This window comes from Vicinamibacteria bacterium, from assembly GCA_035570235.1.
Taxonomy (GTDB): Bacteria; Acidobacteriota; Vicinamibacteria; order Fen-336; family Fen-336; genus DATMML01.
Map to the genome: position 1 here is coordinate 22,368 of DATMML010000082.1, position 22,315 is coordinate 44,682.

At 63.5% G+C, this 22,315-nt stretch carries 23 protein-coding genes and 1 pseudogene; 13 read left to right on the forward strand and 11 right to left on the reverse strand.

The features are described from left to right. The first annotated feature begins 191 nt into the window (after positions 1-191). From VN461_14450 to VN461_14465, 4 genes are all read left to right on the forward strand, one after another. On the forward strand, positions 192-530 hold the full coding sequence (locus tag VN461_14450) for a metalloregulator ArsR/SmtB family transcription factor (protein HXB55983.1): 339 nt from the start codon (positions 192-194) through the stop codon (positions 528-530). After that, positions 527-991: an SRPBCC domain-containing protein gene (locus VN461_14455; GenBank protein HXB55984.1), complete on the forward strand. Its 465-nt coding sequence runs from the start codon at positions 527-529 to the stop codon at positions 989-991. The genes VN461_14450 and VN461_14455 overlap by 4 nt, the downstream gene beginning before the upstream one ends. Before the next feature lie 216 nt (positions 992-1,207). Next, on the forward strand, positions 1,208-1,669 hold the full coding sequence (locus tag VN461_14460) for a VOC family protein (GenBank protein HXB55985.1): 462 nt from the start codon (positions 1,208-1,210) through the stop codon (positions 1,667-1,669). A gap of 27 nt (positions 1,670-1,696) precedes the next feature. Further along, positions 1,697-1,885, forward strand: coding sequence for a hypothetical protein (locus VN461_14465; GenBank protein HXB55986.1), 189 nt, complete (start codon positions 1,697-1,699; stop codon positions 1,883-1,885). Between the two features lie 66 nt (positions 1,886-1,951). Here VN461_14465 and VN461_14470 read toward each other — a convergent pair whose 3' ends face one another. Next, positions 1,952-2,275 (reverse strand): hypothetical protein, encoded by a 324-nt coding sequence (locus VN461_14470; protein HXB55987.1) that lies wholly within the window; start codon positions 2,273-2,275, stop codon positions 1,952-1,954. 179 nt (positions 2,276-2,454) lie between these two features. Further along, a complete protein-coding gene (locus VN461_14475) occupies positions 2,455-2,850 on the reverse strand; it encodes a hypothetical protein (protein ID HXB55988.1) in 396 nt (131 codons plus the stop codon). 427 nt (positions 2,851-3,277) lie between these two features. On the opposite strand from VN461_14475, the gene VN461_14480 reads away from it, so the two are divergent. Continuing rightward, entirely contained in the window at positions 3,278-3,802 is a 525-nt protein-coding gene (locus tag VN461_14480) for an outer membrane beta-barrel protein (GenBank protein HXB55989.1), read from the forward strand. Between the two features lie 82 nt (positions 3,803-3,884). On the opposite strand, the pseudogene VN461_14485 reads toward VN461_14480, so the two are convergent. Together VN461_14485 and VN461_14490 are read right to left on the reverse strand one after the other, a co-directional pair. Beyond that, positions 3,885-4,667: pseudogene (locus tag VN461_14485) on the reverse strand (glycoside hydrolase family 16 protein). Positions 4,668-4,859: 192 nt separating this feature from the next. Further along, the gene (locus VN461_14490; GenBank protein ID HXB55990.1) at positions 4,860-5,240 is read right to left on the reverse strand and encodes a PilZ domain-containing protein; all 381 of its coding nucleotides are present in this window, start codon (positions 5,238-5,240) and stop codon (positions 4,860-4,862) included. 751 nt (positions 5,241-5,991) lie between these two features. Between VN461_14490 and VN461_14495 the strand changes: the two genes are divergently transcribed. From VN461_14495 to VN461_14505, 3 genes are all read left to right on the forward strand, one after another. Next, positions 5,992-6,834, forward strand: a complete 843-nt coding sequence (locus tag VN461_14495; GenBank protein HXB55991.1) for a hypothetical protein — start codon at positions 5,992-5,994, stop codon at positions 6,832-6,834. 149 nt (positions 6,835-6,983) lie between these two features. Continuing rightward, on the forward strand, positions 6,984-7,961 hold the full coding sequence (locus tag VN461_14500; protein ID HXB55992.1) for a hypothetical protein: 978 nt from the start codon (positions 6,984-6,986) through the stop codon (positions 7,959-7,961). 282 nt (positions 7,962-8,243) lie between these two features. Beyond that, positions 8,244-8,945, forward strand: a complete 702-nt coding sequence (locus tag VN461_14505) for a prolyl oligopeptidase family serine peptidase (protein ID HXB55993.1) — start codon at positions 8,244-8,246, stop codon at positions 8,943-8,945. Between the two features lie 148 nt (positions 8,946-9,093). Here the strand turns inward: VN461_14505 and VN461_14510 are convergent, their stop codons facing one another. Beyond that, positions 9,094-10,431: an amidohydrolase gene (locus tag VN461_14510; protein HXB55994.1), complete on the reverse strand. Its 1,338-nt coding sequence runs from the start codon at positions 10,429-10,431 to the stop codon at positions 9,094-9,096. Between the two features lie 956 nt (positions 10,432-11,387). Next, positions 11,388-11,813 (reverse strand): VOC family protein, encoded by a 426-nt coding sequence (locus VN461_14515; protein HXB55995.1) that lies wholly within the window; start codon positions 11,811-11,813, stop codon positions 11,388-11,390. Positions 11,814-12,002: 189 nt separating this feature from the next. Between VN461_14515 and VN461_14520 the strand changes: the two genes are divergently transcribed. Further along, on the forward strand, positions 12,003-12,833 hold the full coding sequence (locus VN461_14520; protein ID HXB55996.1) for an isocitrate lyase/phosphoenolpyruvate mutase family protein: 831 nt from the start codon (positions 12,003-12,005) through the stop codon (positions 12,831-12,833). A 293-nt stretch (positions 12,834-13,126) separates the two neighbouring features. Here VN461_14520 and VN461_14525 read toward each other — a convergent pair whose 3' ends face one another. Continuing rightward, positions 13,127-14,050: a helix-turn-helix transcriptional regulator gene (locus VN461_14525; GenBank protein ID HXB55997.1), complete on the reverse strand. Its 924-nt coding sequence runs from the start codon at positions 14,048-14,050 to the stop codon at positions 13,127-13,129. 289 nt (positions 14,051-14,339) lie between these two features. Between VN461_14525 and VN461_14530 the strand changes: the two genes are divergently transcribed. The 4 genes from VN461_14530 (at position 14,340) to VN461_14545 (ending at position 17,727) form a co-directional block, all read left to right on the forward strand. Then, complete coding sequence (locus VN461_14530; protein HXB55998.1) at positions 14,340-14,738, forward strand: hypothetical protein; 399 nt, start codon at positions 14,340-14,342, stop codon at positions 14,736-14,738. An 82-nt stretch (positions 14,739-14,820) separates the two neighbouring features. Beyond that, complete coding sequence (gene groES / locus VN461_14535) at positions 14,821-15,108, forward strand: co-chaperone GroES (protein ID HXB55999.1); 288 nt, start codon at positions 14,821-14,823, stop codon at positions 15,106-15,108. A 30-nt stretch (positions 15,109-15,138) separates the two neighbouring features. Continuing rightward, complete coding sequence (gene groL, locus VN461_14540; GenBank protein HXB56000.1) at positions 15,139-16,764, forward strand: chaperonin GroEL; 1,626 nt, start codon at positions 15,139-15,141, stop codon at positions 16,762-16,764. A gap of 90 nt (positions 16,765-16,854) precedes the next feature. Beyond that, a complete protein-coding gene (locus VN461_14545; GenBank protein HXB56001.1) occupies positions 16,855-17,727 on the forward strand; it encodes a hypothetical protein in 873 nt (290 codons plus the stop codon). 695 nt (positions 17,728-18,422) lie between these two features. Here the strand turns inward: VN461_14545 and VN461_14550 are convergent. The 4 genes from VN461_14550 to VN461_14565 form a co-directional block, all read right to left on the reverse strand. Further along, a complete protein-coding gene (locus tag VN461_14550; protein HXB56002.1) occupies positions 18,423-18,935 on the reverse strand; it encodes a hypothetical protein in 513 nt (170 codons plus the stop codon). 109 nt (positions 18,936-19,044) lie between these two features. Beyond that, complete coding sequence (locus VN461_14555; GenBank protein HXB56003.1) at positions 19,045-19,305, reverse strand: hypothetical protein; 261 nt, start codon at positions 19,303-19,305, stop codon at positions 19,045-19,047. A gap of 189 nt (positions 19,306-19,494) precedes the next feature. Beyond that, a complete protein-coding gene (locus VN461_14560) occupies positions 19,495-21,000 on the reverse strand; it encodes a hypothetical protein (GenBank protein HXB56004.1) in 1,506 nt (501 codons plus the stop codon). A gap of 360 nt (positions 21,001-21,360) precedes the next feature. After that, positions 21,361-21,918: a cupin domain-containing protein gene (locus VN461_14565; GenBank protein ID HXB56005.1), complete on the reverse strand. Its 558-nt coding sequence runs from the start codon at positions 21,916-21,918 to the stop codon at positions 21,361-21,363. Positions 21,919-22,315 lie beyond the last annotated feature (397 nt).

A 22,315-nucleotide genomic window follows, 5' to 3' on the forward strand; every position in this document is an offset into this window, starting at 1 on the left:
GAGCGGCCCTGGTGCGGAAGGACTACAGGCCGACCGCAGAGGTCGGCCTGTAGCTGGGTACGACACCCCCTTGGCGCCCGATGAGTTGCCGTGGCCAAGTACTTAAGAGGCAAAGCCTTAGCTTCCTTAGACTCTTTTCATTTGACATAATTAATAAGTTATATAATATTATAGTTATGAAAGGAAGCACAGTGCCCAGCCTTGACGCTGCTTTCTCCGCGCTGTCTGACCCAACGCGTAGGGCGATCCTAGCCCGTCTCGCGCTGGGTGAAACAACGGTGATGAAACTGGCGGAGCCCTTCGAGATCACACAGCCCGCAATCTCACGGCACCTGAGAGTGCTCGAAGGCGCGGGCCTGATTGTCCGTCGAGTCGAGGGCACGAAGCGCCCTTGTCGGCTGGCAAAGGCCGGTATGGAAGCCATCGATCAGTGGCTTGCGATGCTGCGGAAAGCATTGGCGCGAAATTACGACAGGCTGGACCAGATTCTGGCGGACATGAAGTCTGAAGGCGGAAAGGACCTGAAATGAGCAAGATGACCCTGAAGACCGAAGGGGATAGACATGTTGTCGTGACCAGGCGCTTCGCGGCGCCTCCGGAGGCGGTCTACCGCGCGCACACGGAGACGAGGCTGATCCAGAAATGGTTGCTCGGCCCCGAAGGATGGACGATGCCCGTCTGCATCAACGAGGCGCGGCCAGGCGGGAAGATCCGCTACGAGTGGAGGAACGGCACCGGTGGCGGATTTTATCTGACTGGCGAATATCTGGAACTGGAGCCTTACAAAAGGATCGTTCATGTGGAGCGGATGCACTTGCCCAACGTGACGCCGGACAACCGCGTGGAAACGAGGTTCGATCCCGATGGCACAGGAACGTTGATGACAATGCGCATGACCCTGCCCGATGGCGAAACGCGAGCTGCCATGCTCGCAACCGGCATGGAGCACGGCATGGAAGCGAGCTACGTCCGGCTAGAAGGCGTGATCTAGGCCGGCCAATGCTCGACGGCTTCGCGCCAGGGTGGGGCGTCTCGCCGGCAGCCCACTCCATCCGACAAGGCCCGGTGTGAAGATGGTCGTGACCTTCGACGGGATAGACGGCGAGGTTAGGCGCAGCGGGCCACGATGGGTCGGGAAAACGGGCTCGCCACACTCATCGAGTGCGATCGGGCACGATCACAACAAACGAAACAGGGAGAAATCGCGATGAGCAGAGTGACGCCGTTTTTGATGTTCAACAACCAACTCGAAGCTGCCATCGAGTTCTATACCGCCACGTTCCCGGACTCGGAGATCAAGAGCGTCGCCCGGGCCGGCAAGGACGGCCCTGTGACCTCGGCTGAATTCGTAGTCGGGGGACAGCGTTTCATGGGCTACAACGGTGGTCCACACTTCGGCTTCTCCGAAGGCATCTCGCTCTTCGTCGCTTGCCAGGATCAGAGGGAGGTTGACGATTACTGGGAGAAACTCGTCACGGCCGGCGCCACTCCGAACCAGTGCGGCTGGATCACCGACCAATTCGGCCTTTCATGGCAGATCATTCCGAAGCGGTTCATGGAACTCATGGGCGACAAGAACCCCAAGAAGGTGCAAGCTGTGATGGGCGCGATGATGAAGATGGTTAAGCTGGACGTGGCGGCTCTGGAGAGAGCGTACTCAGAGGCGTGATCCGAGCAGCGAAACGTACCCAGCTTCGTGGCTTTGCCCCTTAGCGTGCTCAACTATAGGCAGCAGCAGATCTTCTCCGCTCGCGGCTTGCCGCCTTCGGTGAAGTCGGAGAAGGACGCGATCGCGCTCGTTCAGGGCAGTGCAGGAGCCATAACCTACATTGAGGGGGAGACGCTCCTGCCCATGGGAACGAAGTTGCTCCCCATCGCAAAATAGCTCACGCCAGCCCTGGCCACCTAACCCTTCCTAGGATCCGGACACCGCGAGAACGTGGTGGAGTGACTATGGCTTCTCGATGAGAACGGTCAAGCTGTTGTCACCGATGGCGAACGCCTGTCGAACGACGCCCCGGACGCTCACGCGGGCCCCGCGGCGGGGCACAGCTCCGGAAGTCACCACGGGAATCTTTCCACTGTCGTCGCGGATCAGGTAATACTTTAGGACAAGCACGTTGACGGACTCCTCAACCTCACCCGAGATGAGTACAGTCGTCCCTTCGTACTTCGCGGGAGTGTCCAGGATGCTCCGGATCGGTGTAGGGAAGAAGGGGCCGCAGGAGACGGCGAGGAGAAGACCAGGGGCGAGTACGCCGATGTGTCGCCGCATCGGAGACCGATGGTACCACGACCAGGGTGCGGCGCATCGCCCGTGAATAACGGGGCTCACCCGAGGGAACTCGCTCAATGGCCGAGCTCTCTCATGGGCCCAGCGTACTCGAATGCTCGCCCGCTGGCAGATGTCCAAAAAACCGGCCCGGCACGTCCCCCCAGCGCGGGGGCCTTTATCTACCGGCCGAAAAGGGAGACGATCGCGCGGCGGCCCCCTGCGCGCAATGAGCGGTACACGAACTCGACCCGGCGCACGACGCGTCGGTCACCCGGGAGTTCGAAGGAGCGTCCTTCACCCTCGTCGAAAACGAACCGTGTGCCGGGGCGGTACGTGTCGCCATCGCCGAGGACCACCTTGATCTCGTACATCTCGATGGCACCGCCGCGGACCACGAACCGCAGCTCGCGAAACGTGCCTTGGACCCGGCCTACCTGAACGACGTCATGATCGACCTGGAAGTCGACCTCGCGTCGCCCCAGCAACTCCCAATCGCGCCCCGCCCTCGGTCCGCTGGCGCAGGCCGTGAGCAAGCCCGTCAATAGCAAGCAGACCGCACGCCTTGCCGTGTTCATGAGACCTCCATGTCGTGGAAGCCGGCTCCGGGCTCCATGATACGTCGAGCCAGCGGTTTTGCGCTCGGGGCAACGACGCTTCCCGCCGGCCTGCCAAGGCGGGAGGAGGGGGCAGCCGAAACCAGGCTCAGGGGCCCCTCGGGAGACCCTCCCTGGGGTAGCAGCCCTCCTTGGCCCGATCCTCAACTGGCTATCTCGCTCAAGGCCCGGAAAGGCATTTGTTTCTGTGGGTTGTGGGGTGGCTACCGTTTGTCCCGCCGTGACCGGGCGCACATCGCTTCCGGAGGAATAGGCTAGCATCGCATGTCCGCCGCTCTGCGGAGGAAGCCCTCCGGGCAGGACAGCCGCCGCCAGGATCTCCGAGCACGACACGTCATTGAAGCGTCGGCTGCCTGTTGAAGGAGGCTCAACACAAGGAGGCTGCACCATGAGACGCATGCTCGCCACGCTTGTCTTCCTGATTGTCGCCGGCTCCGTATCCTCGTCGTGGGCTCAGGATCGGAGCATCGGTCTAGGGGTTGGGTACGTGAAGCCCTCCAATGTGGACGGCACGATCTGGTTCACCGCCAACGCTCACTTCAAGCTAGCAGAGAGGGTTGTCCTCGAGCCCGAGCTGGGTTACTGGACGAAAACGATGGCCTTCCCCCCGATCCTGGACGTCTCCATCTCGGACTTTAACCTGGGGGCCAACGTGCTCTACCGCCCGCCCTCGCACAATGCCTCCGTCCGGTTCTCCGTTGGTGCGGGTCTCGGCCTCCATTTCCTGTCCGGCAAGGCAGGAGTGCTCGGGTTCACTGCGTCCGACAGCGCGACCAAGCTCGGAGTCCACCTCCTGGCGGGCGCGACCTTCGGACGCTCACCGAGCCTCCACTACTTCGCCAACGCCCGGTACGACATCGTGAGTGACCTCAGCCAACTCAAGGTTTACGGAGGAGTCCGCTTCAAGCTCTGAGAGTCACCGGCTCACGGAAGCGTGGTGAAGCCGGAGCCTGGCCCCCAGACTGTGCGGCGCGCGGGATGTCTCAGTGACGGTAGACCCGTACGTAGTCGACGAGCATCTGCTGGGGGAACACAGTGGTGGCGTCCGGGGGGCCTGGCCAACCGCCCCCCACGGCTACGTTCAGGATAATGAAGAAGGGGTGGTCAAAGACCCAGTGTGTCCCGGCCGGGAGGTCCGCCGGCGTTCTCGTCTCGTAGAGGGTGCCGTCGACGTACCACCGAATCGCCGCCGGCTCCCATTCCACGGCGAAGACATGGAAATCGTCGGCGAAGCGCTGCCCCCCGGCGAGAGAGTCCGGTGCGCCTAGGCCGCCGGCACCGGAGTAGCCAGGCCCGTGGAACGTCCCATGTACGGTAGACGGCTCGCGGCCAATGTTCTCCATGATATCGATCTCGCCGCAGGCGGGCCAACCCACGCTATCGATATTGGCGCCTAGCATCCAGAAGGCGGGCCAGAGGCCCTGGCCGTACGGGATCTTGATGCGCGCCTCGAACCGCCCGTAGGCCTGTGCGAACAGCCCCTTGGTCTTCAGGCGGGCCGAAGTATAGTCCCGCGCGATCCCGTCCGGCCCTTTGTAGGGCTCGCTCAATGCCTCGATGACGAGCGCCCCGTTGCCGTCGAGAAACGCGTTCCGGCTCCGGTCCGTGTACGATTCGAGCTCCTGATTCCCCCAGCCGCCTCCTCCGATATCGAAGTTCCATTTCGTCAGGTCGACCGTGGCGCCGGCCGGCCCCTCGAACTCATCGCTCCAGACCAAGGTCCAGGCCGCCGGAGTAGGAGTGGAGGAGGGAGGTGTCGCCGGCGGCGACGCTGCCATGTCGGACGAGCCGCAGGCGGTCGTAGCCGATAAAACAAGGACGGCGAGCACGCTCTGGCGGACAACGTGCATTCAGCGCCAGCCTAACCGAGTTGCGGGAACCGGGGCAAGCGGTGATCCAATTTGGTAGTGGGTCCTGACCACTACGCCCGGGATGCTGTCCCTGGGCCGCGCTCGGGAGCGCCCGAACTCTTAGTCCTGGAGCGTCGACCCAGCCTCGGCAATCTGCCAATCCGAGCCCGTCGAGGCTCTCACAGCGGCCTCGATGCGCGAGCGGTCCGCCCACGCCGGAGCGAGGAACTCGAGGCCACACCCGGACGGCAGCCCTGGGGCCTGGCGTCCCGAATTGTCCCAGCAGACCACCGCCTCTACCGCTATCGGCCCCGCCTTGCCCGGGAGCGCAAAGGAGAGCAGCACGTTCTCACCCACTCTTGGCACTGGGTTGACGGCAACGTAAGCGCCTCCCAGGCTGAGATTGCAGAGCGCACCCGCGGCAGCTGAGCCTCCCCCCTCGAGGCGACAACCCGCCTGCAGGGGCACACGCCACATCGCCGAGTAGGGCTGGTGGGTCATGACACACTCATCCTGTATAGGATCCGGCCTGCGCGGTCAGCGAACTGTGCGCGGCCTCACAGGTCGTCGTTCCTGGTTTTCGTTATAAGAGGACTGACCCCGTGCGTTGCCGTCATTTATTGGATATTCGCTTCCCGCCCTCGCCCTTTTTCTCGGCTCGTAGAAGTCCAGCACCGCTCCAGGTAAGCCGGTAAGTCCGGCATTCCTGGCCGCAACGCCCCCCCTGATGTCCGTGAGTCATTACTCGGAGTCGGCGCCCTGAATGTGCCGTTCACGCTTCCCGCGGCATCCGCCAAACGTCGGCGGGGGTCTCGACGCTCCACGTACCTTACTTCCGGCCCTCCTGGCCGTAGCGCCCGTCATGTGGGCGAGTCGGGATGCCACGGTACCACGAACCGACGCCGAAGCAGGTCCGATAGCCTTGGGCAGCCTCTGCTGGTCGCAACCGGCTGCCGGAGGTCGCGTTCGGCCGAGCGCTCCAATGAGGCGGGAAGTCATTGAGCCAGCGCCTCTTTCTAGGAACGCCTCAGTGTTCGCGATCTTCACGAGACAGGTTGGATGCGATCCTGAACTACCCTGGCGAGTCCAAACCCGACCCGGACGCCTTCCCGAGCTCCCTTACAATAGGGAAGTGGTCTGGCCTCGCATATTGAGCGACTCGAGACCGGAGACGCCCTACTCCAAGGAGTTCCCCCCTCCTGACTCCTGAACCAGGACCGCACTCCCACGGCTCTTCATATGTCGGCCCACCGTGCTGACTCCGAACGCGGGGGGATCGATCTGGCGGCTGACGCGGGGGCCGGTCGTTGCCTTGGTGATGGTCCTAGTTCCCGCTGCTTCAGGAAGGACCGCGAGCAGCGGGATCGCCAAGGACAAGATCGCCGGCGGCGAACACTGGCGCGTTCGGACATCACGCGGGCCGGTCCATGTCTGGTGCCCCGCGTTCTACGATCGCGGCACGGCGGGGACCGTCGTTTATGTTCACGGCTACGCCGTCGATGCTGACGAGGCCTGGGAGCGGCACGAGCTCGCGCGGCAGTTTCAGGCGAGCCGGCGCAACGCCGTCTTCCTCGTCCCCGAGGCCCCGGCCTCTTCTGAGGACACCGTCCGTTTCCCGAGCCTGAACGAGCTATTGAGCGCCGCGGGTGCGGGCATCCACCGGACCTTGCCGCAAGGACCGGTGGTGGTCGTGGGGCACAGCGGCGCCCACCGGACCCTCGTCCCCTGGCTCAAGAACCCGCGGGTGAGTCACGTGATCCTCCTGGACGCTGTCTACGGCAGCGAGACGGTGACCGCGGTGAGGGATTGGCTCCGGACCAGCCGGGGGCGGTTGATCGTGGTCGCCGCCGACACCGCCGAGGAATCCGAGCGGCTGATCCAGGGGCTTCCTTCTGCCGTCCGCCGCGGTGCGATTCCGGAGAGCGCCTCGGCGTTCACCGCTCGTGAACGGCTGGCCCGGGTCGACTATCTCCGCTCCCAGTACGGTCATCTCGAGATCGTGACGGAAGGCAAGGCGATCGCGCCGCTTCTGGGCCTCACGCGCCTTCCGCGGATCGCCCCTCGGCCAAGCGCCCCCGCCCGCCCGCGCAAATAGACCTTCCGCGGGTCTCAAGAGAGCGCATTGCTGAACTGCGGCAGCCGATCTGGGCCAGCGCTCGACATTGCGAAGCAGAAATGCAAGAGTCGGTGAGCAGGTGTGCCGACAGCGAGTCGAGAGAGCCAAGGACCCTGAAGGGAATCCGAGTGCAGGACGGGACGCCGACGACACCCCGCAGGGTCCCAACCCAGACCACTAAGAACCCGCAAGAGTTCGCTCAGGAGCTCGGTACCCAGGCCCCCAAGGAAGCCGCCACGCTCACCGCGCGGCCCGCCTTTTTCGCGGCTGTGCTCCTGGCTCTCACGATTGCCAACCCCCTTCCGGGCAAGGCCCAACCAAAGGCGCCAGGCGCGGTTGGGAGCTACGACTCGACCTACGGCATGCCCGAGGCGATGGGGCTGGAGGAAATCGCGCGCGGCGTAGGCAACTACCGGAAGAGAGCGGTCCGCACCAAGGCGGTCGTGGATGGGTTCGGGGGCGGGTACTACCTCCTCAAGGGGCCAGGAGCCGTGAGTGTGCTTGGGATCCCGGTCCCCGAGATGGCGAGCGAGGTCAACAACTTCCTCGGCCGCGAGGTGGAAATCGTTGGCTTGGTCCGCCCCCTCCCGGACAAGCAGGCGTGTCTGCCATGTGAAGGCACCCACTGCGTGCCCGAGAGCAAGTGTGAGGACCCGCTCCTGACCGCCCTCCCCGACCATCAGGGCAGCATGCCCGCCCAGTCGATCACGTTCTGGAAGATCGTCGACCTCACCGATTTTCGGGGAGTCCTGCCCGGGAGCCAGGACTACTTGACGCTGGAGTCCCTCGTCTTCAGCCCCGGTCAGTTTGTCAACCGGAAGGTCCGGGTCCTCGGGCAGTTTAGGGGCCGGAATCTGTACGGCGACCTGCCCGCAAGAAGCGAGCGCAGCCCGTTAGACTGGGTCATCAAAGATGGCCGATACGCGGTCTGGGTCGTCGGCAAAGAGCCCAAGGGGTCCGGTTGGAGCCTGGACGTGACGCTGAAGAGCGACACCATCCGCTGGCTAGAAGTCACCGGGAAACCGGAGACGATCGATGGCGTCGTTTACCTGAAGGCCCAGGGGGTACATCTCGCGAAAGGACCGCCCTCGCCACCTCCCGAGTAAGCTAGGCTAGCGTGCCTACCGCCCAATTTGCCGGCCACGGATTCCGCCGTTTCTCCTCAACCACCCCTGGTCCGGCGGCGCACTCCGAGGCTGCACCGTACCGCTCTGCGGAAAGCCTCAGGAGCCGCACCCGCCTTAAGACCTAAAGGGCCAAGGGTGCTTGTCTCCAGGCGTAACCTCCGTAGGCGAGTGTGGCTTTCTTTCCTTCGACTGGGCTTGTGCGGCGTCTTCCTTGGCGCCAGCCGCCCGCCCGCTCGAGAGACGGGTTTTCTCGGTCGCTCCGTGGTCGTTGATTCATCCTTCTACCGCTACCAGGTGTATGTGCCCCGGCCGTACCCTCTCTCGCGGGGCCTGCCCGTCATTCTGTACCTGCATGGTGCGGACGCGGGGGGCAGTGACGGGCTCTTGCCGACCAAGGGCTGCATCGGATCGGCAGTGCGAGCTGATCCGATGCGGTGGCCCTTCCTCATTGTGTTTCCGCAGATTCCCTTCAATCAACGCTGGATGGGACGGAACACGGCTGTGGCCCTGGGCGCACTCGCTAACACCCTGGCCGAGTTTGACGGTGACTCGTCTCGCGTGTTCCTGACGGGCTTTTCCCTGGGTGGCTCGGGGGCTTGGTACATGGCCGCTGAGACGCCGCAGCGTTTTGCGGCCGTGGTGCCCGTCGATGGCCGCGTGGTCCTAGCAGGCCGCGTGTCCCTCCCGGTGGACGTCCCCCCCCAGACGTCGACCCTGATCTTTGCCGAGAATCCCAGCTCGCTCCTCGCCGAGCTGCTTCGGCGCACGCCGGTCTGGGTTTTTCACGGGGCCAGCGATCCCGTAGTCCCGGTCGAAGACTCCCGGCAGATCGTCCAAGCGCTCCGGGCTCTTCAGGCGCCGGTGCGGTTTACCGAGGTCCCCGACGGGCAGCACGAGTGTGCGACCGCCTACGGCGACCCGAGGCTTCCTCGGTGGCTGCTGGCGCAGCGTGGCACGCCCTAGTCCGGCAGGAGAGGCCGCTAAGGCGTCGGCGTACGCCAGGCAGGCCGAAATCCCCCCTCGCAAGCGACAGGCCCGGATGACACGCGGATCGATCCCTCCGCATCGGCACCACAAAACCCGATCAGAGACTCAAGGCAAGACTCCGGCATCACTTCATGAGATCCAGTACGGCCACCGTGAGAGTCTTCACTCCGGTCCGGATCGTTGCCTCCGGAGCGGGCCAGAAGAGGCTCGAATGGAGCGACGGGAGGGGCGTTCCGCTCTCTTTGCTCTTCGCGATTCGGGCGGCGTCGATGGCTCCGATACGAAGCATGCAGACGGGTATCTGGTGGTCCTCAAGGCCAAAACGTCCGAAGTCCTCACTGACCATTTCGCGAGGGCCCTCGAGGACGTTCTCGGAGCCCATGGATTTCTGCAATGCGCCCACCACGCGCTCTGTCAAGGCGGGATCGTTGTAGAGGGCCGGCGTCACCTCGGTGTCGCTCGGCCGCACGATCGGCGCGCGGTCCTCCGGGATGCCGCGCGCGAGAGCAATCCCCCGCGCGATACGCTCCAGGGACGCCAGGATGCGCTGCCGCACCTCTTCCTTGTAGGTGCGAACGGAGAGTTGCAGGCGAACCTCGTCCGGGATGATGTTGTTCTTGGTGCCGCCGTGGATTGAACCCACCGTCACCACCGCCGGGTCCAGGGGCGAAGTCTCTCGGCTGACAATGGTCTGGATGGCCATGATGAATTCCGCCGCGGCAACGACGGGATCCTTGGTTGCTTCCGGCCGGGCACCGTGGCCGCCACGCCCCCGCATGATGACGTCGACGGAGGTGCTCGCGGCGAGGGCATAGCCAGGGGTGTAACGGACCTTTCCCGCCTCGAGGTCTCCCGAGTCATGAAGGGCCAGACAGTAGTTGGGCTTGGGAAAGCGCGAGTACAGACCGTCGGCAAGCATGGCTCTTGCGCCGTCGATCATCTCCTCGGCGGGCTGACCGACGAGAACCACAGTCCCGTGCCAGCGGTCCTTGAGCCCCGCCAACACCATCGCGGTGCCGAGGAGCGAGCTCATATGGATGTCATGGCCACAGGCATGCATCACCGCGACTTCCTGGCCGGCCTCGTTCTTGGTCCGGGCGTGACTCGCGTAGGGAAGCCCGGTCTGCTCCTCCACGGGGAGCGCGTCCATGTCCGACCGAAGCAGCACGGTGGGGCCGTTTCCATTTCGCATGACGGCAACGACGCCGAATCCTTGCCATTCGGGCTTTTCATACTTGCCCACGTGTTCCGTCACCTCGTAACCCAGCCCGCGCAACTGCTGGGCGAGGAGAGCGGAGGTCTTCTCCTCGTGGTGGGACAGCTCGGGGGAGGCATGGAGCATCTTGTAGGTTGACACAAGCGCGGGGAGTCGTTGGTCGATCAGGCTGTCGATCGTGGGCGTTTGGGCAAAAGCGGCCATGGATGCGAGCTGAGCGACTAAGACGGCAAAGACAACTCTCATTGCAGACACCTCTCATAGTCGCAGCGGGAGATGAAACGGGGCGATTCCCACAGCGAGGCAATCGCCAGCCGGACCGTGTCGTACGCCGGGAGTATCCGAGGCAGACGCGAGGCAGTCAAGGGCTGGTCATCGACAGGCGGTGCCGGGCACGGTGCTCAAACCGGCGGGCGCGACTGGCTCTCTGCCACGGTTCAGGGGGGGAACGGCCGAGGGTGGTACTTTTGCGTCAACGCGTTGACATCATCACGGAGTCTGACCGCGCGGTCTCGACCACCACGATAGCAGAGGTTGTCGACCACGGTCACTGTGGTCTGGTCGTTGAGAGTCATATCGACGCTGAGACCCGTTCCCGGGATGATTCGGCCGGAATCGCACTCCTGAGCGCCGCGGAGATTGGAGCTGGAAAGGGCACCCGCATCTGAAGAGAGCTGAGCAAGCTCAGTCGCCGAAAGCCCACCGCCCATGGTTACACCGTTGTCGGCAGGCCCCACGAGAAAGGTGCCGTCATTGTGAACCGTGAAGCCGTAGTGGCCAACACAGTAGCGTGGGTCCATCGCCTCACAGGCCGTTTGTTCCCGGACTTGTACCCACGACGACCCGAGCACCCCCGCACCGCAGCCAGGAAGCTGGGCGATGAGAAAGAGAAGTAAGCCCAATGGTCTTCTCACCCTTTGCATGTCACCTTCCCCCGCACGTCTTAGGCGGACGGCCGGTCTTCCGCGACGCGGCGCGTCACGATCCGTGGTCTACCCTCGGTACCTCCGCTTCCCCGCCTGGTCGGGGCGCTAAGGCCGCGGAAACCCGCTCCCCAAAGTATCGGGGATTCAGGCACGCGCGATCAAGACCAGAATCATGCGACGGGGCAGATGCACGGTTCCCAGTCCCGCTGTTTCAATTTGGTTCGTGGCCACCGCGATCGCCGAGCCTCGAGAGGACGGGGCTTCAGCCAGTCAATCTCAGAATTGCGTGAGGCTCAACGTGTTGCCGTCGGGGTCCTTGAACCACGCCACCTTCGCACCTGTCGGCGAGGTCCAAATGCCCAGATCGTCCTGGGGGATTCTCGGATATCGCTCGAATACCAACCCTGCGGACTGGAGGCTCTTCACCATGGCCATGATATTCCGGACTTGCCAGCCAAGGACCGTATACTGCGCTTTGGCAACCTCTTGAACTGTCGTGATACGTAGCATGGTTCCGTGGGCGTCGAACACGAGCGCGAACGAGTCCTCGCTCACGAGGTGGAGACCAAGCGTGTCACGATAGAAAACCTTGGCGCGGCGGGGATCGGTCGTAGCGACGAACGCGATGATCTTGCGGGTCCCGAGAAGCCGCTCTACGGGCAGCCTCGGACGCTTGCGGAGAGCGGCGCGCGATGAAGGCATGACCATCCCCCAGTATCCGGCCAAGACGGCAGTCGCCAATGCGTTGCTGCGTAATAGTATATCGATGATGCGACACCCCCTTCCCTTCGGGGTTTGTTCCACGCTTAGAGTCGGGGGGTCCGGGGGCCGTGGCCCGTCCGTGACCGCGCTGCAGGGCCACAGGAAGGGAGCCTGACCGTGCCAAACCTGATGGCGCACCGCGCCGCTTTCCGCAAGCTCCATGAAAGCGGCTGCTTCCTTATACCGAATCCGTGGGACATCGGCAGCGCCCGTTACCTGCGCCATCTAGGATTCAAAGCGTTGGCCACGACCAGCTCCGGGTTCGCTTTCTCGCGCGGTCTGCCGGATACCGGCGCCGTGACCCGGGACATGATGCTGGCCCACATCGCTGAGATCGTGGCCGGCGCCGACCTTCCGGTCAGTGCCGACTTCCAGGCGGGCTACTCCCACTCCCCGGAGGGTGTCGCAGAGAGCGTTCGACTCTGCGTCCAAACGGGCGTCGCGGGGCTGTCCATCGAGGACTCGACCGGCGACGAGAGTAGACCGCTCTACGAGCTGTCGCTCGGCGTCGAGCGCATACAGGCGGCGCGCGAGGCCATCGACACTTCGGGCTCGGGCGTCCTCCTGACCGGTCGCGCCGAGTGCCACCTCGTAGGCCAGCGGGAGCCCCTGAGAGAGTCGATCCGGCGCCTGCAGGCCTACGCGGAAGCCGGCGCCGACGTGCTCTTCGCGCCAGGCCTGGGCGAGCCGGACGCGATCAGGGCTGTCGTCCTGGCCGTGTCGCCGAAGCCCGTCAACGTCCTGATCAGCTCTAACACTGGTATTGCAGTGTCGCAGCTCGCGGAGCTCGGTGTGCGACGCATCAGCGTAGGCTCCGCGCTCGCGCGCACCGCCTGGACCGGCTTCATCCGCGCGGCGCGGGCGCTGGCCGAGAAAGGCAGCTTCGCAGGCTTCGAGGGTGCGGTTCCTTTCGGCGAGCTCGAAGGGCTCTTTCGGGAGGATCTGAAATCACGGCCGTAGCGCTTGCCATCTACTATTGGAAGCCCAAAGCGGTCACGTAGCACCGCTCGAGACGACCGCGCCGGACTTCACGGCAAGAAGACAAGCGCGAGCCCCCGTCCATGACCCCTCGGGATGCACCAACCAGCCCGAAAACGCACCCCCAGGGTAGAGTGCTCCTGCCCGCTCCAAGAGCTCCTGCGATAGGAGAAAACCACGGTCACGCCAGTCCACTCGAGAGTCGGCGGTTGGAGGCCGGGTCAAGGGCCAAGATCGAGATCAGTACCAGCGGACGCGGCGAGGAGTGGGGCCATTCAGCCCCCGCGGGCCGCGTTGCCCGCGGTAGCTCCATGAAAATGAAGTGGGTCTCTGAGATTTTGAAGCTCCCGGTAGTAATAGAGCGCGGTCGGCCGTTTTCCCGTGAACCTCAGCCCCCGCAAGAACTCGATTTCGTGCTGGGCAGCATCGCCACTCATGTGAGGATCGCGAAGGAACTCCTTGAATCCTGGCTCCTCCGCGGAGGGCTGGTCGAGCTCCCTTTCCACGAACTCGAACCTCTTGGATGAGCCGGGAGCCAGCCGCCGGTTTAGCACGATCTCCACACTGAAGCTCGCAAGGTCGACATCCCAGGATTCGATCAGCGGATCCAGGAAAGAAACGCAGTTTTCGACCGACACGTTGAAGATGTCGGTGTCGAGGAACTCGAGGACGCTGACGCGCATGTCTTCGTAGCTGCGGTGGCTGAGCCGGGCCACCAGGTGGAGCCAGTTCTCGCTATCTAGTTCTTCCTTAGCGACTCTCTTGGCTACGTCCAACAGCTTTTGCGTGACCAGACGTTCGAGCTCGCCGAAGGGCTGCTTCTCGAAAATCCCGCGGATCTCTCCCTCCTTTGCGGGCGCGCATTTGCGGAGAATCAATTCACGAACCTCTTTGAACAAGGGCGCAGGTGGGTCACCCAAACTTCTCTTGAGCTCGCCCTTGCGCTGGAGATCAGCCAGCTTCGACAGCTTGTCCGGGGGGAGCTTCAATAATCGGGCCATCTTTTCGTAGATATCCGTTCGGTCAGGCGCGGGGGGCATTTTCTTGCGCGCCAGGAGCTGAGAGATGTAGGACTCTGTAACCTCGGCGGCGGTGGCCAGGTCTTTCTGCTCGAGGCCCAATTCCAGAAGCCTCTGTCGAATCAGTAAACAAACGTCCACGGGATACCTCCAGGGGCGAGCTCTGGGTGTTGGTAACACGAGGACGGATTGGCGCGTTGAGTTGGCCATAGTCCTCGACTGAGCTGACCGTCTAGGTACTCGGGTCCGGACTCCCCCTCGCGAAATCTGTGTGTCCACGGAAGGACTCGGCTCAGGTGCGGGGAGCTGGGGGAGCACCCCAGAGGTTGAACGCGCTCGTAAATGGGCCCTGATGCTCGGTTAACCATATCTAATTAACTAAAGAGCATGATCTCAGAATTGACTTGACATAGCAAGTAAAGTTCACTAAAGTGGTTAATTACCTGAGGGCGTCTTTCAGATCATTCAAGTGAAGCTGGTTATCTGGAATGCCCCCTTGGCCACGACCAAGGAGGTTCAAATGTTCGCACGTAAAGTCTCCATGCACCTGAAGCCCAATAGCGTTGCTGAACTCACGCGGCGGCTCGACAAGGAGATCATTCCGCTGCTTCGGAAACAGAAGGGGTTTCAGGACGAGATCACCTTCATCACTGCCGGAGGCAAGGATGCCTTCGGTATCAGTTTGTGGGATCGGACCGAGGATGCGGCCGCCTACGGTCGGGGAGCCTATCCAGAAGTCGCGAAACTCCTGGCGACGGTCGTCGAGGGAACCCCTGAGATCGAAACGTATGAGGTCTCCAACTCGACATTCCACAAGATTCCCGCTGCCGTGACACCTTCGAGGTTCCCGACACCAACGACCCAGTAAAGTCCTGTCCTTCTGAGGGGCGGAACGATCCGCCCCTTTCAGGTTCCCGGGCGGGGTTTCTCTGATCGAAAGGAGACAGACCATGAAAGTAAGTCCGCTTCACGATCGCCTGCTGGTTCGCCGCATCGAGGAAAAAGAGACGGCCAAGGGAGGCATCATCATCCCTGACACGGCCAAGGAGAAGCCCCAGGAAGGCGAAGTCCTGGCCGTCGGAAATGGCAAGATCCTCGAAAATGGCACCAAGATCGCCCTGGACGTCAAGGTAGGCGACAAGATCCTTTTCGGGAAGTACACCGGAACAGAGATCAAGATCGACGGCGAAGAGGTCCTGATCCTCCGCGAGGACGAAGTCTTGGCGGTGTTGGCGTAATCATCTTTAAAAGACATAGGAGATCCGCACATGGCGAAGCAGATCACGTACGGAGACGAGTCTCGGCAGTCGATCCTGCGTGGGGTCAACCGCCTGGCGGACGCGGTCAGGGTGACCCTCGGCCCCAAGGGCCGGAACGTCGTCCTCGACAAGAAGTTCGGCTCCCCCTTGATCACCAAGGACGGTGTCACGGTGGCCAAGGAGATCGAGCTCAAGGAGCCACTCGAGAATATGGGTGCCCAGATGGTGAAGGAGGTCGCGAGCAAGACCTCCGACGTCGCCGGCGACGGCACGACCACCGCGACGGTGCTCGCCCAGGCGATCTACCGCGAGGGCAGCAAGAACGTGACCGCCGGCGCCAACCCTATGGAGGTGAAGCGTGGCATCGAGAGGGCGGTGGCGGCCGTCACCGAGGAACTGAAGAAGCTCAGTAAGCCCGTAAAGGGAAAGATGATCGCCCAGGTGGGCACCATCTCCGCCAACAACGACGAGACGATCGGGAACATCATTGCCGAGGCCATGGAGAAGGTCGGGAAGGACGGCGTCATCACGGTCGAGGAAGCGAAGTCCATGGAGACCTCGCTCGAGGTCGTGGAGGGGATGCAGTTCGACCGCGGCTACCTGTCCCCGTATTTCGTGACCGATCCTGAGCGCATGGAATGCGTGCTCGAGAATGCCCTGGTTCTGATCCACGAGAAGAAGATCTCCAATATGAAGGACCTCCTCCCCGTTCTGGAGCAAGTTGCGAAGCTGGGCCAGCCCCTTCTCATCGTCGCTGAGGATGTGGAAGGCGAGGCCCTGGCCACCCTGGTCGTGAACAAGCTGCGCGGTACGCTGCACGTGGCCGCCGTGAAGGCGCCGGGCTACGGTGACCGCAGGAAGGCCATGCTCGAGGACATCGCGATTCTCACCGGGGGCAAGGCCATCACCGAGGACCTTGGCATCAAGCTCGAGAACCTCAAGATCGACGACCTGGGCAAGGTCAAGAAGATCACCATCGACAAGGACAACACCACCCTGATCGAAGGCGCTGGCAAGACCAAGGACGTCGAGGGTCGGGTCAAGCAGCTCCGCACCCAGGTCGAGGAGACGACATCCGACTATGACCGCGAGAAGCTCCAGGAGCGGCTCGCGAAGCTGGTGGGCGGCGTCGCCCTGATCAAGGTAGGAGCGGCCACCGAGACGGAGATGAAGGAGAAAAAGGCCCGCGTCGAGGACGCCATGCACGCCACCAAGGCAGCCGTCGAGGAGGGGATCGTCGCCGGCGGAGGCGTGGCTCTCCTGCGCTGCGTCAAGGCGGTCGAGGGCCTGAAGGCCGAGGGCGACGAGGCCGTCGGGGTGAACATCATCAAGCGTGCGCTGGAGGAGCCACTCCGCCTCATAGCCGGCAACGCCGGTCACGAAGGGGCGGTCGTCCTGGGCAAGGTCCGGGGGATGAAGGCGGACGAGGGCTTCAACGCCCTAACGGAGAAGTACGAGGATCTGGTCGATGCGGGCGTGATCGACCCGACCAAAGTCGTCCGCTCCGCCCTGCAGAACGCGGCGTCTATCGCATCGCTGCTGCTCACCACTGAGGCCATCATCTGCGAGATCCCGGAAGCCAAGGGTGAGAAAGGCTCGGCCGGGATGCCAGGCGGCGGCGGCGACATGTACTGAGGACTTCATCCCGCGAGGGCGGTCGAGCAATTCGGACAGCCATCGTCCACCGAAAAGGGTGGACGATGGCTACATGAAAGGCGATCAAGTATGAACCGCAATCTTTCGCGAAGTGTATGGGCACAACTAGTCTGCCTGAGCTTGTGGCCCGGTCTCCTGCTAGCAGGGACATTCGATTCGGCGGCAAACCTGTCGGCGTGCAAGAACGCCTGGCCATCCTGCGACCGCTCTCAGTTGACACTGGCGGGAGTGACGGAAGTGGCTACAGCCGAGCACGCCCGTAATGTTAGGAATTGCCGGAACGGCGCGCATTCCTGCGAGCCTTCAAAGCTGACCGAGGCCGAGGCGATCTCCGTGGCCGTTGCCCAGTACGATCGCAATGTCTCGAACTGCAGGGACGGCATCGCCGCCTGCGATCGTTCACGGCTCACGGGATCGGATGCCCGTCAAGTAGCGTTGGCCGAGCGTCAGCGACAGATCTCCAATTGCAAGGATGGCATCGGAACCTGCGACGATTCCACCCTCACTGGCGCGCAAGTCGCGGAAATAGCCCGTGCGCAACGGCAGCGCATGGTCTCCGATTGCAAAGCCGGCCTTGCGAGCTGCGACCACTCGAGCCTGACTCCGCTGGAGGCGGCAGACTTAACGCGCGAAGAGCACCAACGGAACGTCTCGCAATGCAGCTACGGCTGGGATGGTTGCGAGCGGTCCAAGCTGACGGAGGGGGAAGTGGCGGCAGTGGAGATTGCGATTCACCGCCGCAATATGTCGGATTGCACGGACGGCCGGGACGCCTGTGACTACTCGCTCCTGAGTCGATCCGAGGCCTACACACTGGCTGCCGCCGAGCGTACCCGGAACCACACGGCGTGTCTGAGCGGGCACGGCTATTGCGATCGCTCCCGGCTGACGCCGTCCGAAGCGGCCGCGATCCTGCCGCCACCGCGACCGATTGCACAGTAGGAAGCTTGGGGACGCAATTTCATCACGGTTTCTTCTCAGCCAGAGCCACTCTTTCGTGGCGGAGGGAGCGTTCGTGAAAAACTCGGTGTTGAACCGACGGGGCCGCGTGGTCACACTGGCATTGTCGATGTCGGTCGTTTGGGTCCTCTTCATCCTCAATGGCTTCCCCTGGACCGGTCTCCTGTTGGTGAGCTTGGCCTTCTGCGCTGCTTTCTGGGCGGCCACGAATTCCACTCCTTCGATCGCGAATGTAATCGATGACATCGAAGCGGAGCCGGTGCCAGCGACTGGCCGGCCGGTGGAAAGAGCTCGCCGCTGATGGCAAGGAGGTCGCTGAAGAAGGCGACCTCCTTCGGCGGGGGCATGCGCTCCACCTATGGCGTTCGGGAAGCCTAGATGCTAACGACCACCGCTGCTAAGGGAGGCCGTGCCGGTCGGCAGGCTCAAGAGAACCTCGGTCGGCCATCGGGCCTGCTGCAATCGACACCGAGGTCCCGTTCCTACCCTGCCCTTGGTGCTCTCATAGCGCTTGGGACGCCAGCAGGCCTCCTCGTGACCACCGCCATGGCAGCAGGAGGAGTGCCGACGTTCGCCTGGGCCCGCGAGGAAATCGCTCGTCTCCCGGGGAGGCGCGGTCGCGGCAAGGCCGTCGGTCCCTGAGTCCCGCCCCGGCCGCGGTCTTGGCCGGCGGGGAATCAGAACCAAGCCGGGCTGCAGGTGGTCACGTACTTCCGGCGGACGAAGCCCACGGACGTGTAGATGTTCCACTGCTCGCTGAAGTCGTTGGTGTTCTTGACCGCGAGCTCTTCCTTTTCGATGAGGACACACCCGCCAGCGGCATCGATGGCGGCCGCGACCGCCTCGTGGTACTTCTGACGGTCTAGCACGCGGGGATTACCGCCGGCGAGATCATGCAGGTTGAAGAGCTCCGGATGCTTCGCGATGGTAAGGTCGATCGCCCCGCCCACGAGGTCGGCAAGCCGCGGATTCAGTACGGGGCACGGGTTGACGAGCGCGTCCGGATTGCTGCTGGGGCCCAGGGGGCAGACGAAGGCGGACGGCGTGGCTGCGGGAGCGGGGGTCGCGGTGGGGGCGGGAGTGGGGGCGGGGGTCGCCTTTGAAGGGGTGCTTCCAGTGCAGCCCGCAAGGATAGAGCCGAGCGCGAGGGTACTTCCCAACCCGACCAACGAGTAGCGTCGACGAACCATCAGCAGCCTCCTAACCAAGACATTGCGGACAATTGTCGCCCAGATTCCCGGCTTGCGTCATTCTCCTGGATCCGGTGGCCGGCCTTATCGGGCGTGAAAAACGGATCGATCATGCTCGAGCTAGAAGTTCGCCAACGTCCCGGGAAATGTGCTCGAGATCATGTTCCCAGGGGGAAAGGAGGATCGTCGATCGGAAGCCATCGGTCGGGCGTTCGAAGCAGACAAGCCACCAGGATCCCGAAGCAACCTGCAGGACTTCGACCTTCCACGGGCCGGGGACGCGCCTTGCGGCGGCGTGAAGGCTGTCTTCTATGGCGGCCTTGCCGGGATGCTTCTCCGGGATGTCGCTGAGGATCACGACCTCGCTCATCGCGGAGTTGCTAGTCACCGTCGTCTCTCCTTGGCGCGGCACAAGTCCGGTACCGGTCGCAACCGATGCTTCAATCGACGCGAAGAATAGCCTCCAGCAAGGGGCCTAGCAAGAGTCTTGAACACTTGTACAGTTGATCTTGACACGAGGCTCAGAAGGTGGGCCGGCGCCTAGGGCACGGTCCCCCCGTCATCGGCCTACCAGCTCGGGCAGCGCGACCCAGCGCTCGGGAAGCAGGTCGTTCCGGACGTAGATCGGCATCAGGCCCAGGTCCGACCCCACCTGGCTATAGTCCCGGCGGAACGTCGGGTTGAGAGCGAGGTCGGAGAAGTATCCCCAACGGCCGTGTCGCTCCTGCTCCAGGTGGCCCAAATCCGCCAGCTCCTCGGCCGTGTAGGTCATCTCCACGAAATCGGGCCGGCGGCTCATGACATAGTCGGGGTCATCCTTCTGGTGGCCCACCCGCCATCCCCTCCTCGGAGTCCTGCGCGCGATGTGAGGCTCGGTCTTCCCCAGCATGTCGATCACGTAGCGCTCGCCGAAATAGGCGGCGTTCCCGATCCCGAAAAGGGCCACGGTCTGGCCGGGCTCGGTGTTGTCCTTGATGCCGTAGCCCAAGGCCACACGGCCCCGGTCCCAGGCGAGGAGCCACAGGTTGTCCTCGTGAGCGCGAAGGTATCCCCATCCGTTGGCCACGAGCTGGAGGCCGGCGCCGGTGAGCAGCACTGCGGCCCACGGAACGCTCTCGAGCGACCCCAGCGCCTCCACCGTGAGCTCGAGGAGGGCAGGGACGAGGATGAATACGAAGCGGTACCACTGGAAGTTATCGCCCCCCAGCTTGATCACGAAGAGAAGGTAGGGGCCGAAGACGAGGCCGAGAGCGGGGAGCGACAGTGCTCCTTGCCCCCGTGTTTTCCAACAGCCGAGGGCAAAGAGGCCCAGGAGGGGAGCGATCCAGGCGGCGCCATCGAGGAGGTATCGAATGCCATGCATCGGGGCCATGATCTCTCCCGCCTTGAGGTAGTAGGTGTTGGGAAAGATCTGCCCGTAGTATGAGAGGCGGAAGATGAAATAGCCGAACATGGGGGCCGCGGCCAGGGCCAGAGCGCGGGTTTCGTCGCGCCAGCGCCGTCGCTCCTCCCACAACCGCACGAGCGCAGCCCCGCCCCAAAAGGGCAGGTCAATAGCGTGGGCGACTGGCAGCGCGGCCAAGGCCAGATAGAAGGCGAGGCCACCGTCACGCAGGCGCGCGACCACGACCATGAGACACAAAGCCTGGAAGTAGACCTCCATTCCCGCGCGAGCGAAGAAGCCGTGATGGGCCAAGCTCACGTAGACGGCTGCTGCGATCAGGCCCGCCACTCGCGGGCGGCCGCGGCCGCGCAGACCGAAGACGAGACCGAGGGCGATCAAGCTGGATAAAACTCCGTTGACGGTCCAGACGAACAACCCCAATTTGCGTCCCTCGATATGCAGCCATTCGAGGGGAAGACAGACGGTCAGGACCATCAAGGGGTCGCTGAAGCCCTCCACCCTCTCCCCCGGGTTGAAGACGAGGCCGTGGCCCTGCGCCAAGTTCCTCGCGTACCGCTGCGCGATCATGAAGTCGTCGTGGAGCACCCAGTGTCGAAGGCCGCCGATTCGCGTGTACCCGTAGGCATGGGCGATGGCGAGGAACACGGCGAGCGAGGTCAACAAAACGGCTGCGCCAAGGACGCGCGAACGACGAGCCGCTGGTGACCCCAAGATGCGATAGTCCCCGGGGAGAGGGTCCAGGCCTCCGGAAGCGGAGGACTTAGTCAGGGGCGGGTCTGGTGTACGGCCACGGCCAACTCTTAGTCTGAGAGGTAGGGCTACCATCTGGGCAGGCCGAGGACGCGTATTGCGGTGGCCTGCAGCAAGTCTTCTATGGCGTGGTGGCGATCCCGAGCGACACGGTCGTCGGGATGCGCGAAGGCAATATCAAACGACGTGCAGAATAGCCCCCAGCAACAGGGGTAGCAAGGGCCCTGAACGCTTGTACAGTGGGCCTGGACAGGAGCCCGGGCTGGCGAATCAGCGGGCCGAGACGATCAGAATGCGGACTACCGTGCTGGATTTGTTCTCCCAGCGGCGCAACTCTTGGGCGCGTATCGTCACCGCATCGCCGGGTGCGAGCACGTGTTCCTCGGGACCGAGGGTCAGGGTCGGCTCTCCCTCGAGGACGAAGGCAAATTCCTCCGAGGTGTGGGCATAGGGGTGCTTCCCACTGCGTCCGCCCGGGTCGAGAGTGATGAGGACGGGCTCCAGCCGTCGGCCCGTCATCGGACCCAGGGCCTCGATTCGTCCGAGCGACCACAGACTAGACATCTGAAGCCGATCTGCTGCGCGCACGATCAGCCCCGCCTCGCCTTCTCTCGCGGCTACGAAGAACTCCCCCAGAGTCACGCCCAGGGCGTTGGCGATCTTCTCCATCGAGGCGATGGATGGCGACACCACGCCGTTTTCGACCTGGGAGATGAAACTGGGGGAGAACTGCGTGCGAGTGGCGAGCGTCCTTAGAGACATCCTCTGCTCGGTACGCAGCCGTCGCACCCAGGCGCCCACCGCGTGTTGCTTGAGGAAGGGGCTCACAGAGTGCGGGCCGCTTTGACGAACAGACGTGAAGCTCGTTTCAACGGACAGGTATCGCTGACCTTTCGACCTCGTAACGCCAGGACACGCGGGTCACCCGAAGCGGAGTCCTCGACATGCCGTTCACGCTTCCCGCGGCGTCCGCCAAACGCCGGCGGGGTCTCGACGCTCCACGTGCTTAACCTCCGGCCCTCCTGGCCGTAGCGCCCGTCATGTGGGCGAGTCAGGATGCCACGCTACCACGAACCGCCGCCAAATCAGGTCCAGTTAGCCTTGGGCAGCCTCTGCTCGGTCGCAACCGGCTGCCGGGGGTTGCGTTCGATCAAGCGCTCCAAGGTAAGGTGAGAGTTGACGACGCCTTCCCGTGGTGGGAACGTGACGCCGCCTCCATTGCGGA

What these genes read in the sequence shown, in the direction of transcription:
- VN461_14470 (HXB55987.1), bottom strand. Translation starts at nt 2,275, where the DNA reads ATGCGGCGACACATCGGCGTACTCGCCCCTGGTCTTCTCCTCGCCGTC.
- VN461_14515 (HXB55995.1), bottom strand. Translation starts at nt 11,813, where the DNA reads ATGCCTTCATCGCGCGCCGCTCTCCGCAAGCGTCCGAGGCTGCCCGTA.
- VN461_14455 (HXB55984.1), top strand. Translation starts at nt 527, where the DNA reads ATGAGCAAGATGACCCTGAAGACCGAAGGGGATAGACATGTTGTCGTG.
- VN461_14480 (HXB55989.1), top strand. Translation starts at nt 3,278, where the DNA reads ATGAGACGCATGCTCGCCACGCTTGTCTTCCTGATTGTCGCCGGCTCC.
- VN461_14510 (HXB55994.1), bottom strand. Translation starts at nt 10,431, where the DNA reads ATGAGAGTTGTCTTTGCCGTCTTAGTCGCTCAGCTCGCATCCATGGCC.
- VN461_14545 (HXB56001.1), top strand. Translation starts at nt 16,855, where the DNA reads ATGAACCGCAATCTTTCGCGAAGTGTATGGGCACAACTAGTCTGCCTG.
- VN461_14520 (HXB55996.1), top strand. Translation starts at nt 12,003, where the DNA reads ATGGCGCACCGCGCCGCTTTCCGCAAGCTCCATGAAAGCGGCTGCTTC.
- VN461_14550 (HXB56002.1), bottom strand. Translation starts at nt 18,935, where the DNA reads ATGGTTCGTCGACGCTACTCGTTGGTCGGGTTGGGAAGTACCCTCGCG.
- VN461_14490 (HXB55990.1), bottom strand. Translation starts at nt 5,240, where the DNA reads ATGACCCACCAGCCCTACTCGGCGATGTGGCGTGTGCCCCTGCAGGCG.
- groES (HXB55999.1), top strand. Translation starts at nt 14,821, where the DNA reads ATGAAAGTAAGTCCGCTTCACGATCGCCTGCTGGTTCGCCGCATCGAG.
- groL (HXB56000.1), top strand. Translation starts at nt 15,139, where the DNA reads ATGGCGAAGCAGATCACGTACGGAGACGAGTCTCGGCAGTCGATCCTG.
- VN461_14475 (HXB55988.1), bottom strand. Translation starts at nt 2,850, where the DNA reads ATGAACACGGCAAGGCGTGCGGTCTGCTTGCTATTGACGGGCTTGCTC.
- VN461_14460 (HXB55985.1), top strand. Translation starts at nt 1,208, where the DNA reads ATGAGCAGAGTGACGCCGTTTTTGATGTTCAACAACCAACTCGAAGCT.
- VN461_14555 (HXB56003.1), bottom strand. Translation starts at nt 19,305, where the DNA reads ATGAGCGAGGTCGTGATCCTCAGCGACATCCCGGAGAAGCATCCCGGC.